The organism is Salipaludibacillus neizhouensis (assembly GCF_002886185.1).
Classification (GTDB): domain Bacteria; phylum Bacillota; class Bacilli; order Bacillales; family Salisediminibacteriaceae; genus Salipaludibacillus; species Salipaludibacillus neizhouensis.
Window position 1 is genome coordinate 612,148 of sequence record NZ_KZ614146.1, and the last position, 15,688, is coordinate 627,835.

At 36.4% G+C, this 15,688-nt stretch carries 15 protein-coding genes; 12 read left to right on the top strand and 3 right to left on the bottom strand.

The features are described from left to right. Positions 1–138: 138 nt before the first annotated feature. From CEF18_RS02735 to CEF18_RS02745, 3 genes are all read right to left on the bottom strand, one after another. Positions 139–2,109: a TRAP transporter permease gene (locus CEF18_RS02735; RefSeq protein ID WP_110935066.1), complete on the bottom strand. Its 1,971-nt coding sequence runs from the start codon at positions 2,107–2,109 to the stop codon at positions 139–141. A gap of 233 nt (positions 2,110–2,342) precedes the next feature. After that, positions 2,343–3,440 carry a TAXI family TRAP transporter solute-binding subunit gene (locus CEF18_RS02740; RefSeq protein WP_223292214.1) on the bottom strand — a complete coding sequence of 366 codons (1,098 nt, stop codon included), beginning with the start codon at positions 3,438–3,440 and terminating at the stop codon, positions 2,343–2,345. Between the two features lie 201 nt (positions 3,441–3,641). Beyond that, on the bottom strand, positions 3,642–5,045 hold the full coding sequence (locus tag CEF18_RS02745; protein ID WP_110935067.1) for an MATE family efflux transporter: 1,404 nt from the start codon (positions 5,043–5,045) through the stop codon (positions 3,642–3,644). A gap of 132 nt (positions 5,046–5,177) precedes the next feature. Here CEF18_RS02745 and CEF18_RS02750 point away from each other — a divergent pair, with 132 nt between their 5' ends. From CEF18_RS02750 to CEF18_RS02800, 12 genes are all read left to right on the top strand, one after another. Continuing rightward, positions 5,178–6,056, top strand: coding sequence for an AraC family transcriptional regulator (locus CEF18_RS02750; RefSeq protein ID WP_110935068.1), 879 nt, complete (start codon positions 5,178–5,180; stop codon positions 6,054–6,056). Between the two features lie 88 nt (positions 6,057–6,144). Next, positions 6,145–6,285 (top strand): hypothetical protein, encoded by a 141-nt coding sequence (locus tag CEF18_RS25680; RefSeq protein WP_183041046.1) that lies wholly within the window; start codon positions 6,145–6,147, stop codon positions 6,283–6,285. Between the two features lie 302 nt (positions 6,286–6,587). Beyond that, positions 6,588–7,895: an extracellular solute-binding protein gene (locus CEF18_RS02755; protein WP_110935069.1), complete on the top strand. Its 1,308-nt coding sequence runs from the start codon at positions 6,588–6,590 to the stop codon at positions 7,893–7,895. 68 nt (positions 7,896–7,963) lie between these two features. After that, positions 7,964–9,274, top strand: coding sequence for a sugar ABC transporter permease (locus CEF18_RS02760; protein ID WP_110935070.1), 1,311 nt, complete (start codon positions 7,964–7,966; stop codon positions 9,272–9,274). Next, positions 9,275–10,141 carry a sugar ABC transporter permease gene (locus tag CEF18_RS02765; protein ID WP_110935071.1) on the top strand — a complete coding sequence of 289 codons (867 nt, stop codon included), beginning with the start codon at positions 9,275–9,277 and terminating at the stop codon, positions 10,139–10,141. A 362-nt stretch (positions 10,142–10,503) separates the two neighbouring features. After that, the gene (locus CEF18_RS02770; RefSeq protein WP_110935072.1) at positions 10,504–11,544 is read left to right on the top strand and encodes a LacI family DNA-binding transcriptional regulator; all 1,041 of its coding nucleotides are present in this window, start codon (positions 10,504–10,506) and stop codon (positions 11,542–11,544) included. 177 nt (positions 11,545–11,721) lie between these two features. Continuing rightward, positions 11,722–12,822 (top strand): AI-2E family transporter, encoded by a 1,101-nt coding sequence (locus tag CEF18_RS02775; RefSeq protein WP_110937565.1) that lies wholly within the window; start codon positions 11,722–11,724, stop codon positions 12,820–12,822. Between the two features lie 88 nt (positions 12,823–12,910). Beyond that, complete coding sequence (locus CEF18_RS02780) at positions 12,911–13,291, top strand: rhodanese-like domain-containing protein (RefSeq protein ID WP_110935073.1); 381 nt, start codon at positions 12,911–12,913, stop codon at positions 13,289–13,291. Between the two features lie 119 nt (positions 13,292–13,410). Further along, a complete protein-coding gene (locus CEF18_RS02785) occupies positions 13,411–13,554 on the top strand; it encodes a lmo0937 family membrane protein (RefSeq protein WP_110935074.1) in 144 nt (47 codons plus the stop codon). 86 nt (positions 13,555–13,640) lie between these two features. Beyond that, complete coding sequence (locus CEF18_RS02790) at positions 13,641–13,913, top strand: hypothetical protein (protein WP_110935075.1); 273 nt, start codon at positions 13,641–13,643, stop codon at positions 13,911–13,913. A 114-nt stretch (positions 13,914–14,027) separates the two neighbouring features. Further along, positions 14,028–14,870: a YitT family protein gene (locus CEF18_RS02795; protein ID WP_110935076.1), complete on the top strand. Its 843-nt coding sequence runs from the start codon at positions 14,028–14,030 to the stop codon at positions 14,868–14,870. 268 nt (positions 14,871–15,138) lie between these two features. Beyond that, positions 15,139–15,642 carry a BsuPI-related putative proteinase inhibitor gene (locus CEF18_RS02800; RefSeq protein WP_110935077.1) on the top strand — a complete coding sequence of 168 codons (504 nt, stop codon included), beginning with the start codon at positions 15,139–15,141 and terminating at the stop codon, positions 15,640–15,642. The last annotated feature ends 46 nt before the right edge of the window (positions 15,643–15,688 follow it).

The window sequence follows — 15,688 nt, forward strand, 5'->3', positions numbered from 1 at the left end:
GTAGTGCGTGTAGGTGCTACTCGAAAGGAGGTGGGTTTCCCTTGATACGTGTGGCGTAAAGATAGCTGTCATTTTATACTCCCTCTGTAAAAAAAAGGAGGTGTCTATTTGCAGACACCTCCTCTTTTTACATTCTCATTAAGCAGTAATGGGTTCTTGCTGATTAATATCCCTTTTCTTACGACGATGTTGTAAGGTTCCAATTAAGAAAAACAATACTAAACCTGATAATTCAATTGGTAGATTCTCTGGATAAATAAGCATTATCCCAGAAATTAATAGTAGAATTCGCTCGTACCATTTGAAGCGATACACAAAGTAATTCATCATTGTTGCACTTACAGCCGCCATTCCAAGAAGGGCAGTAGCAACTAAAGTGATTACTTGGAATACTTCCGCGTCCTGTAACAATAGAGCTGGGCTATATACAAAAACATAGGGAATAATAAACCCAGCAATTGCTAACTTGAAGGCGGCGACACCTGCTTTCATCGGATTAGCTTTTGCTATTCCTGCACCGGCATATGCTGCTAAACACACAGGCGGTGTTATGTCGGCTACAATTCCAAAGTAAAAAACAAAGAAGTGAGCAGAAATATCCGGTACTCCATAAGCCATTAATGCTGGTGCTGCCATTGATGCAGTAACAACATAGTTAGCTGTGGTGGGTAAGCCCATTCCAAGTAAAATAGAAGCAATCATTGTAAAAAACAAAAGTAAAAATAAATTATCACCAGCAAGACTTAAAAGTCCACCAGCTATTTTCCCACCTAGACCAGTGAATACAACAATACCTACAATGATACCAGCGGAGGCACAAGCGGCGATAACCGGCAAGGCAATACGAGCACCTTGCTCAAAAGCGTCTATAATATCTTTAAAGCCCATTCGAGTATCCTTACGGAAGAAACTTACTAGATAAGCTGTACCAATACCAGTTAATGCCGCATAAGTAGGTGTAAAACCATTTACAAGCATTGTTATAATGGTTACTAACGGTAATAAAAGGTAAGCCCGTTTGGCAAGTCCGTTAAAGGAAGGTAATTCACTCTTCGGCTGGCCAGTAATCCCGTAACGTTTTGCTTCAAAATGTGTTCCCATGAAAACTCCGGCAAAATAAAGCGCAGCAGGAATAATACCAATAATAATGATGTCACTGTAAGAAACACTAGATACATATTCTGCCATAATAAATGCTGCAGCACCCATGATTGGTGGCATAATTTGTCCACCGGTAGATGCGGCTGCTTCTGCTGCGGCGGCAAATTCCGGTCGAAATTTAGCTCTTTTCATCATAGGTATGGTGAAAGAACCAGACGCAACTGTATTGGCGACAGAACTACCTGTGACTGTACCTTGCAGTGCAGATGCTGCTACTGCTGCTTTGGCAGTACCACCTGTATAACGTCCAGTTGCACCAAATGCAAGGTCATTAAAGTATTGACCTACTCCTGTTTTGGTCAACATAACACCAAAAAATAAAAATAAGTAAATATAGGTGGATGATATTTGAATAGGTGTTCCGAAAATAGCGTCGGAAGAAAAGAATAATCTCCTTGAGAGTCCAGACCAATCAAAACCACCGTGTCCGAAATACGGAATATTCGTTCCGTACATTCCATAAACAATAGCTAAGCCGGCAATGACTACGATTGGTACGCCAACTGCACGTCTGGTAGCTTCTAACAATAGAAAAATACCGAGCGTTGCTACGAGTATATCAAGTGGGGTAAACCCCATAATTCTTGCTGCACCTGTAATCCAATCATATCTAAATAAAATATAATAAACAGATCCCATAGATAAAAAGGCAAAAATAACATCGTACCAAGGTACTCCGACTTTTTTAGCACCATTTCTGCGCGCCGGATAAAGTAAGAAGATTAATCCTAGCGCAGTACCTAAATGCACAGATCCTTGCATTAGATAAACTAATGGTCCTCCAGTTTGCGGAAAGGCTCTCCATAAGTGGAAAAGTGTAAGGGAAATAGCAATAAAAGAGACAACCCAAGTCCACTTTCCTAAATTTTGACGAAACGATGATTCTTTATCATATTTTGCAAGTAATTCTTGTTGTTCTTTTTCTGACAACGTTTCTTTCTCGGCCATAGTTTCACCTCTACTCGTATAACTTTACATCATAATACCGTTTGAAATAATTCTTATCCACGAAAACGTAGGAGAGATGTATCCTGCTCTTTCGTCGATGTTCTGCAAATAATGGAGCGAAAGCAGAGATAACTGACTTGAAAAGTTTTAATAATGAACATGAAAATCAAATTTCATTTTAGAAAAGGCCGGACACTTAGATAAGAGATCCGGCCTCAATTTTATTCTTCTTCTTATTCAATTCCTTCTTCATCAAAATAACGTTGTGCACCTGGATGAATAGGAAGATCGTCTGAACCAAGTAGGATATTTTCTTTTGTTGTGTGATCTCCTTGAGGATGAGTGATATCATCACTATTCTCATAAAGAGCTTTAGTAATTGCATAACCAAGGTCCTCATTAATTAGATCTGTCGAACCTACAAGAACTGCATAAGCTGTAATAGCAGTCACGTCTTCGTCTAGGAAGTCATACGTGTCAGCGGGAATTTCAAAAGATCCGTAACCACTGTTTTCTTCTATATAAGCCAATCCATCTTCAGTTAATGAAATAAAGTTAACATCACGAGAAATAGCTAACTCTTCAATACTTGATGCCGGAAGTCCAAGAAGTCCAAAAGAAGCATCTAAGTTACCGTCTTGAATACGTCCTGCTGCATCACCAAAATCTTCTTCATAGGCATTATAATCGCCATCTTCAAGACCATGAGCCTCTAAAATGAGTCTGGCAGCTGATTGTGTACCACTTCCAGGGGGACCGATTGCAATATCTGCCCCTTCTAGGTCCTCAATAGTTTCAATCCCGGAATCGGCAGGTGTAACAATTTGCATAACTTCAGGATAAATGTGACCCATAAATCCGAAATTTTCCACAGCAACACCTTCAAAATCACCAGCACCTGTAAGTGCATCTACTGCAGGAAGGTGAACCGTCATACCTAATGCTATTTCACCTTGTAAAATATTGGATAGGTTATCCACGGAAGCACCAGAAGATACTGCACTTAAATCGAAACCTTCATACCCCTCGATATTAGCACTTATAACAGTTGCCATTTCCTGACCTAGTGGATAATATGTCCCACCAGTGCCACCAGTACCGATTTGAAGATTTCCTACATTGACATCACTCGCCACTTCGTCATTGGCAGCTTCGTCGTTCTGCGCCCCATCATTTTCATCGGCGGCATTTTCTTCTGCGGTGTTGTTTGCACCTTCGTTAACGTCAGTACCACCATTGTCTGTGGAATTGTCGTTTTCGCCCCCACAAGCAGATAGTACGATACTACCTGTTAAGAGTAACGCAAACATGGAACCAAATTTCTTCTTCAAAATCCATACCCCCTTATTTTTTTAGAGTTGAAAAAATATCAACACTTGTAATAAATGTTGATAGTCTCTTACATTTAATCAAAATTATGAAAGATTGTCAAAATAATTATATCCAAAAATATGTAATTATAGACTAACTGTTTCAGAGAATGTTAGAAATAATTGAATAGTAATTATATCTATTTCATCATTGAGACAGTCTTATTTAACCTCACGTTTGGTGTCTATCTTAAATTCCTCTATTTCCTGTTCATCTACAAAAGACATTCGTTCCCATTTACGGGTTTTCCATCGGTGGAGCATTAATAATCCTCTAAGCCATTCGTCCATAATCAATGCTATCCAGATACCAATTAGTCCTAGACCTAACCAAATACCAGCCGCATAGGAAATGGTTACTGAGACTCCCCACATTGATAATATGCCAATATAGACAGGGAATTTTACATCTCCAGCTGCTCGAAGGCAATTGATGACTATCAGATTGAACGCTCTTCCTGGTTCAAGGATTACGGTTAATAATAATAGTAAGCTTCCTAATTGAATGATTTCCTGATTACTAGTAAAGATAGATAATAATTCCTCAGAAAACAAAGCGAAAATGAGAGCTGCAAAAGTAGATACACTCATACCGATCCAGAGACTTTTTAAACACCTTTGATAAGCTTCTTCATTTTTTTTCTCTCCAATTAAATACCCTACAATAATTTGAGTACCTTGACCAATTGCTATGGCAAATAAGAAGGCAATCATCATAATGTTTAAAGTGTATACTCGAGTTGTTAAGGCTGTTGTTCCCATGGAAGCAATAAAATAAGTTATTACCATTTGTGATGAGTTGTATGACAGCTGCTCGCCTGCAGAAGGAATACCTATGCGAAGAAGATCTTTGAGCTCTTTTTTGGGGAACTTTTTCACAAGAAAACTCCATGGTAAATCACCATTTACTCGTTTGTATAACAAAACAAATAAAATAATAGTTCCTATTGTTCTACTCACAGCAGTACTAAGTGCAACGCCAGTTACGCCTAATACTGGAGCTCCAAACGCTCCAAATATAAAAATATAATTACCAAAGATATTTAAAACATTCATCCCTAACGTGACATACATGGCATCTTTTGTAAAACCATGACTTTTGACAATGGCAGATAGAGTCATAATTAATGCTTGAACGAAAGATACACCGCCTACTATTTTAATATATATAACAGCAGTTCCTAATAACTCATCGGGTAGATTCATCGCAGTCAGGATTTGTTCACCAAAGAAGAACAAGATAATACTTAGCAGGAAGCCAAATAAAATATTTGCTATTATTGACACTACTGCAATTTGTCCAGCACGTGATTCTTTCTTTGCGCCAATATTCTGAGCAATAAGAATGGTTGTTCCAGTCGCAACAAAACCAAACATAACAATGATTACACTCATTATTTGATTGGACACACCAACGGCTGCCACGGCATCATCGCTAAATTGGCTTAGCATTAGCGTATCTGCGTTTCCCATTAGCATATGAAGAAGAATTTCAATAAAAATTGGCCAAGTTAAAGCAAATAAAGTCATTTTGGCTGCTTTATTTGTGTTTTTTGTATCGCTCATTTGAATACCTACCTTTATAGAAAGTTGCACATTTTCTTTTGAATTCCTTTAACATCATACTTGAATTTATAGTAATATAGTAGATAATAAATCGATCAGTATTGGACAAAAACGACTTAGAGGTGATATGAAATGATGATGATTAAAACAGTGATTCCTCCACTACCTATTTTTATAAAAGGTGGAAGAGCTATTTTTAGAAAAGGAGAAGCTCATTTCAAAAGAAGGTTTCACATTTTTAACTTGATATTTGTTACAAAAGGAACTTTATATATGAAAGAAGAAGAGAATACCTATAGCGTTACTGAAGGAGAATATATTGTATTGGCTCCACATTTGGAACACGTAGGGAATAAAAAATGTACGGAAGAAACCGAATATAGCTGGATTCACTTTACTCTCTCATCTAACTATAAATTAGTAGAAGAAACAGAAGTAGATTGGTCGAATATCATTAAGCGGGAAAATACATTTATACATTCTGATTTATATGAACTATTTATTCCAAGAAACGGTGATTTCCAGAAGGTTGAGCATGCTAAAGACCTGTTTAACAATCTTCTTCAATTAAATGACTCAAATGATCCCGCAGAAAGAATGAAACAGCAAACCTATTTTTTTGAAATAATTGTTCAGTTACAAAAAGAAGCGTTAGAACTACCTACCAGTGCGCAAACGGTTTCAAATAGATGTATTCAGTATATTAAAGATAATTATCGAAAGAATACATTTAATATTAAAACTATGTCCAAAGATTTACTCTACCATCCAGATTATTTAACTAGATCTATGAAAAAAAGTATTGGAATGACACCAATTCAGTATGTGAATCATTACCGGCTTTCTCAAGCCAAAAAATCTTTGCAAGAAGGGAGTCTAGACTTGAAATCAATATCAAAGGAATCGGGTTTCTCAGACATTAGTTATTTTTCGAGGGTATTTAAGAAAAAAGAAGGGATGACTCCAGGTCAATACCGGCGATTAAGTAGTAATCGATACCATCTTAAATAAGAGTATGTAAGGTTTTAATTAGATGTAAATATTACATATTACAGAAGTAGTACATTCAGTTACTAAATTAGTAGGTGGTGCAAACGTATTGCACAGTATTACCAAGCAAGTAGATAAAATAGTAAAAGAACAGACTTTACGTCGGGAAGAGCTAGCGAATGAAACAGATTCCCTTAAAGAATCTGCAGGAATATTAAAGAATGATAGTAATGAAATCCATATAAAATAAGGGGTTTAGATAAATTAATTAAAAATAAGAAAAAAAAGGTTGTAATATTATCAGAGGCAATAGTATAATAAACTCATAAGTTAGTGCAAGCGATTTCACGATATAAGTCGTGAAATTGTTTTTACTAATTTTGTGCAAACGTTTGTCTAAGGGTAATCTAGTATTGCAAGGATAGAATCTAGTTTAAAAGTATGAATTACTAGAGGAGACTGGATGCATATCCTGTCTTAGCATAGCTAGTGGAATCACTCGGGTAGACTAACGCATAAAGCAGTACTTAATTTAACTGAGGGGGAAATGAAATGTTTAAAGGAAAGTTGTTTTTACTAACCTTAATTTTACTATTGTTATCTGTCGTTTTAGTCGCTTGTGGAGGAAATGAGAATGCGGAAACAAACAACGAAGGTAATACTCCTGTTGAAGAAACTAATGAAGCAAATGAAAGTGATGAATCCGCAAATGATGGACAAGTTCCTGAAAAACCTGAAGAGCTAACTATGTGGGTTAATGACGAGGAATCTCAAATTGCTGCTTATGAAACTATTGCTGATAAATTCACTGAAGAATACGGTATCGAAGTTACAATGACACCTTATGATATGTTAGATCAAACAGAAGGTATGTCTTTGGATGGTCCTTCAGGACAAGGACCGGACATTTTTTTCCAACCACATGACCGAATGGGGGACATTCACCTACAAGGTTTAGCTGCAGAATTGGAATTGACAGAGGACCAACTAGATCGCCTCTCTGAATATAATGAGGAAGCAGTCACTTCATTCAGTTATGAAGGTATTCAATATGGTATCCCTGCAGTTGTGGAGACCTATGCACTATTTCGTAACACGGAATTAGTTCCGGATGCGCCAGAAACTATGGATGATTTGATGGGCGTTGCTCGTGATTTAACGGATGGAGATACTTATGGATTCTTGATGGAAGCTAATAATTTTTACTTCTCTTATCCGTTTTTAACTGGACCAGGTGGTTATGTATTTGCACAGGGTGAAGATGGCGTTTATGATCCAGAAGATATTGGATTAAACAGTGCAGGAGCTGTTGAAGGTGCTGAACTTATTGGCTCTTGGTTCGAAGAAGAACTTATGCCTACTGGTATTGATATGGACGTAATGAATGGACTATTTATGGATGGTAAAGCAGGTATGGTAGTTACTGGGCCATGGGCTATTCCTGACTATCAAGAGGCACTCGGTGACAACTTAGAAATATCTGTGCTCCCTGAGTGGGATGGTGAAGTTTTGAGCTCTTTTTCTGGAAATAAAGGATGGTTAGTAAACTATTACACAGAGAGTGAGTATTGGGCAACTGAACTTGCGCTGTATTTAACAAATGCTGAGAGTTCTCAAACATATTTTGAGACAGCAGGAGAGCTTCCGGCTCACACTGCAGTTGAAATAAACGATGAGTTTATGTCACCTATTTTTGAGCAAACTCAACATGCTGAACCGATGCCGAATATTCCTGAAATGTCTCAAGTGTGGGATCCTATAGCTGATGCATTTGAATTCATTTCTCAGGGAGAGGATCCACAGGAAGTTCTTGACGAAGCGGTACAAGTAATACGAGATCAAATTGCAATAATGAATTAAAAGTTGTTGAGGAGGGGTTGGGTGAAATATTACCCGATCCCGAATCTTTTAATCAGGAGGAAGTTATCATGGCTAAAGAAAAGAGTAAAGACATAGAAAATCCAATCGTCAATCCTAAGCATAATTCAACGTTAGCTACGCTACTTTCAATTATTCCTGGACTTGGCCAAGCTTATAATAAACGATTTATAAAAGCTTCCGCCTTATTCATTCTCTTTGCTGCTTTTGTGATTGCGATGATGGATTTCGTTAGCACAGGTCTCCAGGGATTGGTGTCGTTAGGGAATGTTCCAAGAGAAGATGACTCACGAATCTTTTTAAGTAACGGAATTCTTTCATTAATCTTCGCGACGTTCTTTTTAACTTTTTATTTGCTTAACTTACAAGATGCTTATAAAGACGCAAAGAGAATACAATTAGGTTGGAAAGTACCCAATATGCGTGATGGATTTAGGAACGCGTGGGATACTGGCTTTCCGTACTTTTTAATAGGACCAGGATTATTATTACTCATTTTTGTTGTAGTATTTCCACTTCTATTCATGGTATTTCTGGCATTTACAAATTACGATTTGTACAATGCTCCACCAAGAAACTTATTGGAATGGGTCGGATTTGAAAATTTCACGAATCTATTTATGATAAGTGAGTGGAGAACTACATTTGTAAGTGTTCTATCTTGGACACTAATATGGACGTTTGTAGCAACGACGCTGCAAATTGGTTTAGCGATGTTCCTTGCAATTATAGTGAATGATCCGCGTGTGAAGTTTAAAAAACTAATCCGAACAGTTTTTATTTTACCTTGGGCTGTACCTGCCTTTGTAACCATTATTATCTTTTCTGCAATTTTCAATGATAATTTTGGTGCAATCAATTTGCAGATCATTGAACCATTATTTAATACGAGTATTCCCTGGTTACAAGATCCGCTTTGGACAAGAATAGCATTAATTGTCATTCAAGTCTGGCTTGGCTTCCCGTTTGTGTATGCTTTGTTTACAGGAGTTTTACAGGGGGTTTCAAAGGACTGGTATGAAGCTGCTGATATAGATGGAGCTAGTCGATTGCAGAAGTTCCGAGGTATTACGTTCCCTCATTTAATGTTTGCAACGGGACCTCTTTTAATCATGCAATACTCTTTCAACTTTAATAACTTTAACATCATTTATCTCTTTAACCAGGGTGGACCAGCTGTTCGTGGACAAACTGCCGGTGGATCAGATATTTTAATTTCGTGGATTTATGGATTAACTTTTGAAAATCAGCAGTTTAACATGGCTGCAGCTATTTCAATTATTTTAGGGTTACTTGTAGCGACTTTTGCCTTTTTACAATTTCGTCGTTCACGTTCCTTTAAAGAGGAGGGGACTTTTTAAATGAGTACAACTACACGAAAAACAAAGAGTAAGAAAAATCGAAATATATTAGAAATGTTAGGGATTTATTCCGTTATTGGCGTAATGTTTGTGATTATCCTTTATCCACTTCTGTGGGCTTTAGGTTTGTCACTGAACCCAGGACAAGGATTATTTGGTGCCCAAATGATCCCCGAAAATTGGTCACTTGCTCACTATGAGTGGTTATTCTTTGATCCGCGCAGCAACTATTTAACTTGGTACAAAAACACGTTAATAGTTGCAGTCTCCGTTTCGGTGATAGGCACATTTATTGTTGGTTTGACTGCCTATGCTTTTTCAAGATATAGATTCAAGGGACGTAAAAATGGGTTATATGCATTTTTATTATTGCAAATGTTTCCCGTTTTAATGGCAATGGTTGCTTTGTATATTCTCTTAAATACAATTGGTCTACTTGACAGTCTTCTCGGATTAATTATTATTTACGTTGGAGCATCAATACCAATGAATGCATTTCTAGTGAAAGGATATTTTGATACACTGCCGCGAGAACTTGATGAATCAGCAAAAATCGATGGAGCAGGTCACTTTAGAATATTCTTTCAAATTCTACTTCCATTAGCTAAACCAATATTGGCTGTTGTTGCTTTGTTTAATTTTATGAATCCTTTTATGGATTTTATTTTACCAAGGATTGTATTGAGAAGTCCTGAAAATTATACATTGGCATTAGGGCTGTTCAATTTTGTGAATGATGAATTCGCTAATAACTTTACCCGTTTTGCTGCAGGAGCAATACTTATCGCTGTGCCAATTGCCTTAGTCTATTTGTTTCTACAGAGATATCTTATTTCTGGCTTAGCTTCAGGTGCAACAAAGGGGTAGTGAGCAATTTAGGTTAGGAGCTACCACAGCATGAATAAAGTGTAGTAATGACTTCATTCACACCTGCCCGCTATGAGTCTACACTCATAGCGGGTTAATAAATTATTAACGTTTTTTTAGGTTGTGTGAAAAGGTTTCATAAATATTGTCTCTAGCAATCGGCTATAAAACCAAACCCGGAAGAAATATGAATAATTTGCAGTATGAAAAATTATATCCAGTGTTTATAGAAGACATTTTATCAAATATGTAGTTCCTCTAATATATGGTAAACTACTATAAAAGAAGGTTTGTCTAGTTTATTTTAAATATATTCAGCAAACATCGATTGCGACTGAAAACTATGGAAGGAGGCCAGATAGATGACAATAACAATAAAAGATGTAGCTAAGGTTGCAAATGTCGCCCCTTCAACTGTTTCCCGTGTAATAGCAAACAGTCCTAGAATAAGTGAGAGAACTAAAGAAAGGGTGCGTGAAGCTATGAAGGAGCTTGATTATCATCCTAACTTTAATGCTCGCAGTCTGGCGAATAAGAATACAAAAACGATAGGTCTTGTGATGCCTAATTCTGCAAATAAGACTTTCCAAAATCCGTTTTTCCCTGAAGTTATCAGGGGAATTAGTTCGAAAGCACACCAACTAGATTACGGATTATATTTGTCTACCGGTCAAACGGAAGAAGAAATATATGAAGAAGTACAAGACATGGTTCAAGGAAGACGAGTGGACGGAATAATACTGCTGTATTCGAAGATGAACGATAAGGTCATGAATTATTTGTACAAAGAAAAATTTCCTTTTAGTGTTATAGGCAGACCCTATGATCCAAACATGAAAGATGTTACTTATGTAAATAATGATAATTTCAAAGCTGCAAAAAATGTAACGGAATATCTTTTATTATTGGGTCACAGACAAATAGCATTTGTAGGTGGAAACTTAGATACAGTAGTTACTATCGACCATATGGAAGGATATAATCAAGCTTTATTAAACGCTGATATCTCACCTAGAAGTGATTATGTTGTCTTTCACGAGGAGCTGCAAGAAGGTGGTCAAGAAGCAGTGATTGATTTAATGAGCTTGTCCGAACGACCAACAGCTTTGATCGTAGCTGATGACATTATGACTTTTGGTGTGATGAGGATGTTAAATGAAATGGAAGTAAAGGTACCGGATGATATTTCCATTATTAGTTTTAATAATGTCATGATATCAGAGTTGTCTTCACCACCTATGACGACGGTTGATATTAATATTTTCAGTTTAGGTTTTGAGGCAGCTAATTGTTTGATTGATAGGATTATTCATCCCCTAACAGATGCAAAAAAAGTGATTATCCCCCATAAAATGATTAAAAGACAGACTTGCAAGCGGTTCTCACCTAAAGTTACAACGTAGATTTTTTGCGAAATAATCTATAAAAGCACCTACACGTACTACGTAGGTGCTACTCGCGTTGCACGCTGTGTTTAACAAAAGGCGCTACGGTTTTGTTATTAATTGATATTTGAAGCTGTTCTTAATGTTCTTATGATATAATATATGCAATTATTGGAAAGAAAAGAAGGTGTAAATTTGTTTCAATCTAAACTTATTAAAGTACTCGTTATTATTTTGTTAATGTTGTTAATCATTCTTGTAGGTACCCGAGTTACATTTTTGTTTACTCCTTTAGTTGTCTTTTTTCAGACACTCTTTATTCCGTTTATCATTGCAGGAGTATTATTTTACTTATTAAGACCCGTAGTAAATTTTTTACATAGCAAAAAGATGCCAACACCATTGGCTATCTTACTAATTTATTTGGTCTTGATTGGAGTAGGTATTTTGTTGGTTACTTCGATCGGTCCGGTTCTTCAGCGTCAAGTTATGAATTTAGTCGATAATGCTCCAATTTTATTTCAAGAACTGCAAAGATTAATCATCCAATACGAAGACCATGAAATCATTGCACGCTTTCAAGAGACAGAAAATTTTTCTATCGAAGAGACCACCAACAACCTAACTGCGTATTTAACTGAGGCTTTTGACTTTTTAGCATCAAATATTCTTAGTTTCCTTGGTGTCCTTACAAGCTTTCTCTTGATATTGATTATCGTACCTTTTATGTTATTTTATTTACTGAAGGATGGTAACAAAGCACCTCATCAAGTATTACGTTTCTTCCCAAAAAAACAACAAGCAGATGGATATCGTATTTTACATGATATGGATGAGAAATTAAGTTCTTACATTCAGGGTCAAATCATCGTCAGTTTTTGTGTGGGCGTTTTAATGTATATTGCGCTAGTCATTATAGGTGTGGAGTACTCGTTAATCTTGGCATTAATTGCGATGCTTACCAATGTAGTTCCGTTTATTGGTCCTTGGATTGGAGCAGTTCCGGCAGCAATTGTTGCTATTATTGACTCACCAATTACATTTTTATGGGTAGCCTTAGCGATCGTTGTCATCCAGCAAATAGAGAGTAATTTTATCTCACCACAAATTATGGGGAAAAAGTTAGCCGTACACCCATTAACCATTATTATATTAATTTTGGTGGCTGGGAAATTTGCAGGATTTCTTGGTTTAATCTTAGCTGTACCATTTTATGCAGTGACTAAAGTAATTGTTTCACACACGTATAGGTTATGGCAGCTTCGTAGAAAGGCTAATGCAGAAGACTCTCTGTGAGCAATCAGGATGAATGTCTGCGTATTTATTGATACAATAGGAATTAAAGATCAATATTGGAAAAGTAAAACAAAGGAGTGAAATGGTAATGAGTAGTGAGAATAAAGGAGTTACACAAATTGATAAGGATGAGCTGAAAAACATTCTTTCAGCTTCAGATTCTAATAAAATAGTGATCGATGTGCGAGAACCTGAGGAATATAACGATGCACATATTCCTGGAGTCCCTCTTATACCAATGCAAACTATTCCTGATTTGTTAGAAGGATTTGATAAAGAGAAAGAATACGTTTTTGTATGCAGAAGCGGAAACCGTTCCCAAAATGTTTCATTGTTCATGAAACAACAAGGGTATGAGAAGGTTGAAAATTATGATGGCGGTATGCTTGTATGGGACGGAGAAACAAAGCAGGGTATGGAGAAACACATTCAAAATGCCAGTGATTTAAAGACGTTAAAAAATAGTTAAGTTTATCTAAAACCTTCCGTTTTTAAAACGGAAGGTTTTAATTTTGTTTATAAAGGTAATAGATAAAACTAAGAGTGAAAGCACAACAAAAATTATATTATAGTTGAGGAGGCTAATTCATGTTATGGACAATAATTGGTATTATAATTCTTATGTGGATTTTAGGTTTTAGCTTTGAAGTTGGTGGTGGATTAATCCACTTGCTATTAGTAATTGCGTTAGTGGTAGTAATTATAAACTTAATTAGTGGACGTCGGGCTTGACCATATGAAGAGTAAAAAGTCATCCATTTTATTAACGGCGTATTTTTGATAAATAGTTACACAAAATAAGGGAGTGACCAATCATTATGGCAAAAAAGTGGTTTACATCCACGATGCTCGCAACTGCGGTAGCAGCAGGTACTTATTATTTAGGAAAAGAAGAAAACAGAGAAAAGCTTCAGCATAATTATAATCGAATGAAAGCCAAATTTAAAAATGAGACAAAAGAAGATCATGAACCTTATTTAGAAGAAAAAGTGGGTCATTCGGATCCTAACGATGAAGATGATAATTCTATGGTCGGTGAAGGTGCTGTCTACTCTGTTAATTACTACAATAAAACGCACAAAAATGATTAATATAAGTAAAGGAAAGCCTCTATTCACAATGTGAATGGGGCTTCTTTTTTGTGGAAAACTAGTTTTAGAACAGAGGGAAGTGGAAACAATATACTAAGTTAGGGAGGAAGTTTTATGACCAAAAACTTAGATATAATTGAAGAGGCCAAGAAAATAGTTGTAGCAATTATCACTGCCTTTTTCATGGCTATTAGTCTGAATTACTTTTTAATCCCTGCAAATGTATTTGCAAGTGGTTTTACAGGGATGGCTCAAATATTGTCAGAATTAGTGCCACTTTCACCTGGGATATTATTATTATTATTAAACATACCTGTAGCTGTTATAGGGTGGCTAAAGGTGGGGAAGAGCTTTACATTTTACAGTTTTTTAAATGTAGCTTTCACAACATTTTTCTTAGAAGCTATACCTGTTAAAGTTTTTTCAGAGGATATCATTTTAAATGCTGTTTTTGGTGGAGTTTTTGCAGGATTGGGTGCAGGGGTAATTCTCAAGTGGGGAGGATCGACTGGAGGAGTCGATATTCTTGCTTTATTAGCTGCCAAAAAAAATGATCGACCAATCGGCGTTTATTTTTTAATAATGAATGCAATTATTGTGGTAACTTCTGGGATGATGTTTGGGATGGAGAAAGCTTTATATACACTATTGAATTTATATGTTGCATCTCGTATTATTGATACAATACATACTCGTCACGTTAAATTAACAGCCATGGTGGTAACGAATAAAGCAGATGAATTGCAAGAGGCTTTTTATAAGAAAGTAATGCGGGGGGTCACACGAATCCCAGCCAAAGGAGGATATTCGAAAGAGGATAAAGAAGTATTATTAATTGTTATTACAAGGTATGAACTTTATTTTTTGCAGCAGGTCATCGATGAGGTTGATCCAAAGGCTTTCACAAATATCATGCAAACAACGGGAATTCACGGCATGTTTCGAAAAAATGACTAGTTTTTTAAGAAAAACGGCATAGCCGTCTTTTCTTAAATCCAGCGTCAGCTTCCGCCGCCCCCGAGTAGCACCTACGTAATGTATGTAGGTGCTACTCGAAAGGAGGTGGGTTTCTCTTGATACTTGCGGCTTGAAGATAGTTGCTAATTTTATAAATTTTTGTAAGAAAAGACGCTACGCGATTTTTCTTAATTAAAGTAGAAATGATTGTAACATCTCTTAATAAAATGACGTCGTTATATGTACCAGATAAAGAGAGGTGTAAAATATGAAGATACAGCGTTTATTATGGCTAATTTCACTTTTTACTTTCTTAGTCCTGGCAGGTTGTGGACAAGGGAGTAATAATGTATATGAAGAAAATATAAATGGATCGTCTGAAGAGGAGATGGTGGAGATAGATGGATTAAAGTACACGATGGCAGTGGAGAAGGAAAACGACGTAATTGAAGTTACATTGTCATTGAAAAACACATTAGAGAAAGATGCTATTACCGTAGATTTTTCCTCAGGACACCAGTTTGATATCTTCATTCATGATGAAGATGATAATCTTCTTTATGATTATGCAGAGGGAATGATGTTCACGCAAGCTTTTATTACAGAAACAATTAATGCTGGTGAGGAACTTACTTTTACGGATTCATGGAATTCAAATAACACTACGGATGCTGCCCCACTGAAGATTTCTTCTCAATTAAACATTTATCAAGTAGATGGGACTAATTTAGAGGGTACCCCATTTAAGTTGGAAAAGACGTGGACTAAATAAATGAGGACGCGTTCTCATTTGAAGGGCACAGAAAAAGTTATTTTTA

Bases quoted from the DNA above. Each gene is read 5' to 3' on its own strand.
- CEF18_RS02735 (WP_110935066.1), bottom strand. From the start codon at position 2,109: ATGGCCGAGAAAGAAACGTTGTCAGAAAAAGAACAACAAGAATTACTT.
- CEF18_RS02745 (WP_110935067.1), bottom strand. From the start codon at position 5,045: ATGAGCGATACAAAAAACACAAATAAAGCAGCCAAAATGACTTTATTT.
- CEF18_RS02750 (WP_110935068.1), top strand. From the start codon at position 5,178: ATGATGATGATTAAAACAGTGATTCCTCCACTACCTATTTTTATAAAA.
- CEF18_RS02755 (WP_110935069.1), top strand. From the start codon at position 6,588: ATGTTTAAAGGAAAGTTGTTTTTACTAACCTTAATTTTACTATTGTTA.
- CEF18_RS02760 (WP_110935070.1), top strand. From the start codon at position 7,964: ATGGCTAAAGAAAAGAGTAAAGACATAGAAAATCCAATCGTCAATCCT.
- CEF18_RS02765 (WP_110935071.1), top strand. From the start codon at position 9,275: ATGAGTACAACTACACGAAAAACAAAGAGTAAGAAAAATCGAAATATA.
- CEF18_RS02770 (WP_110935072.1), top strand. From the start codon at position 10,504: ATGACAATAACAATAAAAGATGTAGCTAAGGTTGCAAATGTCGCCCCT.
- CEF18_RS02780 (WP_110935073.1), top strand. From the start codon at position 12,911: ATGAGTAGTGAGAATAAAGGAGTTACACAAATTGATAAGGATGAGCTG.
- CEF18_RS02785 (WP_110935074.1), top strand. From the start codon at position 13,411: ATGTTATGGACAATAATTGGTATTATAATTCTTATGTGGATTTTAGGT.
- CEF18_RS02790 (WP_110935075.1), top strand. From the start codon at position 13,641: ATGGCAAAAAAGTGGTTTACATCCACGATGCTCGCAACTGCGGTAGCA.
- CEF18_RS02795 (WP_110935076.1), top strand. From the start codon at position 14,028: ATGACCAAAAACTTAGATATAATTGAAGAGGCCAAGAAAATAGTTGTA.
- CEF18_RS02800 (WP_110935077.1), top strand. From the start codon at position 15,139: ATGAAGATACAGCGTTTATTATGGCTAATTTCACTTTTTACTTTCTTA.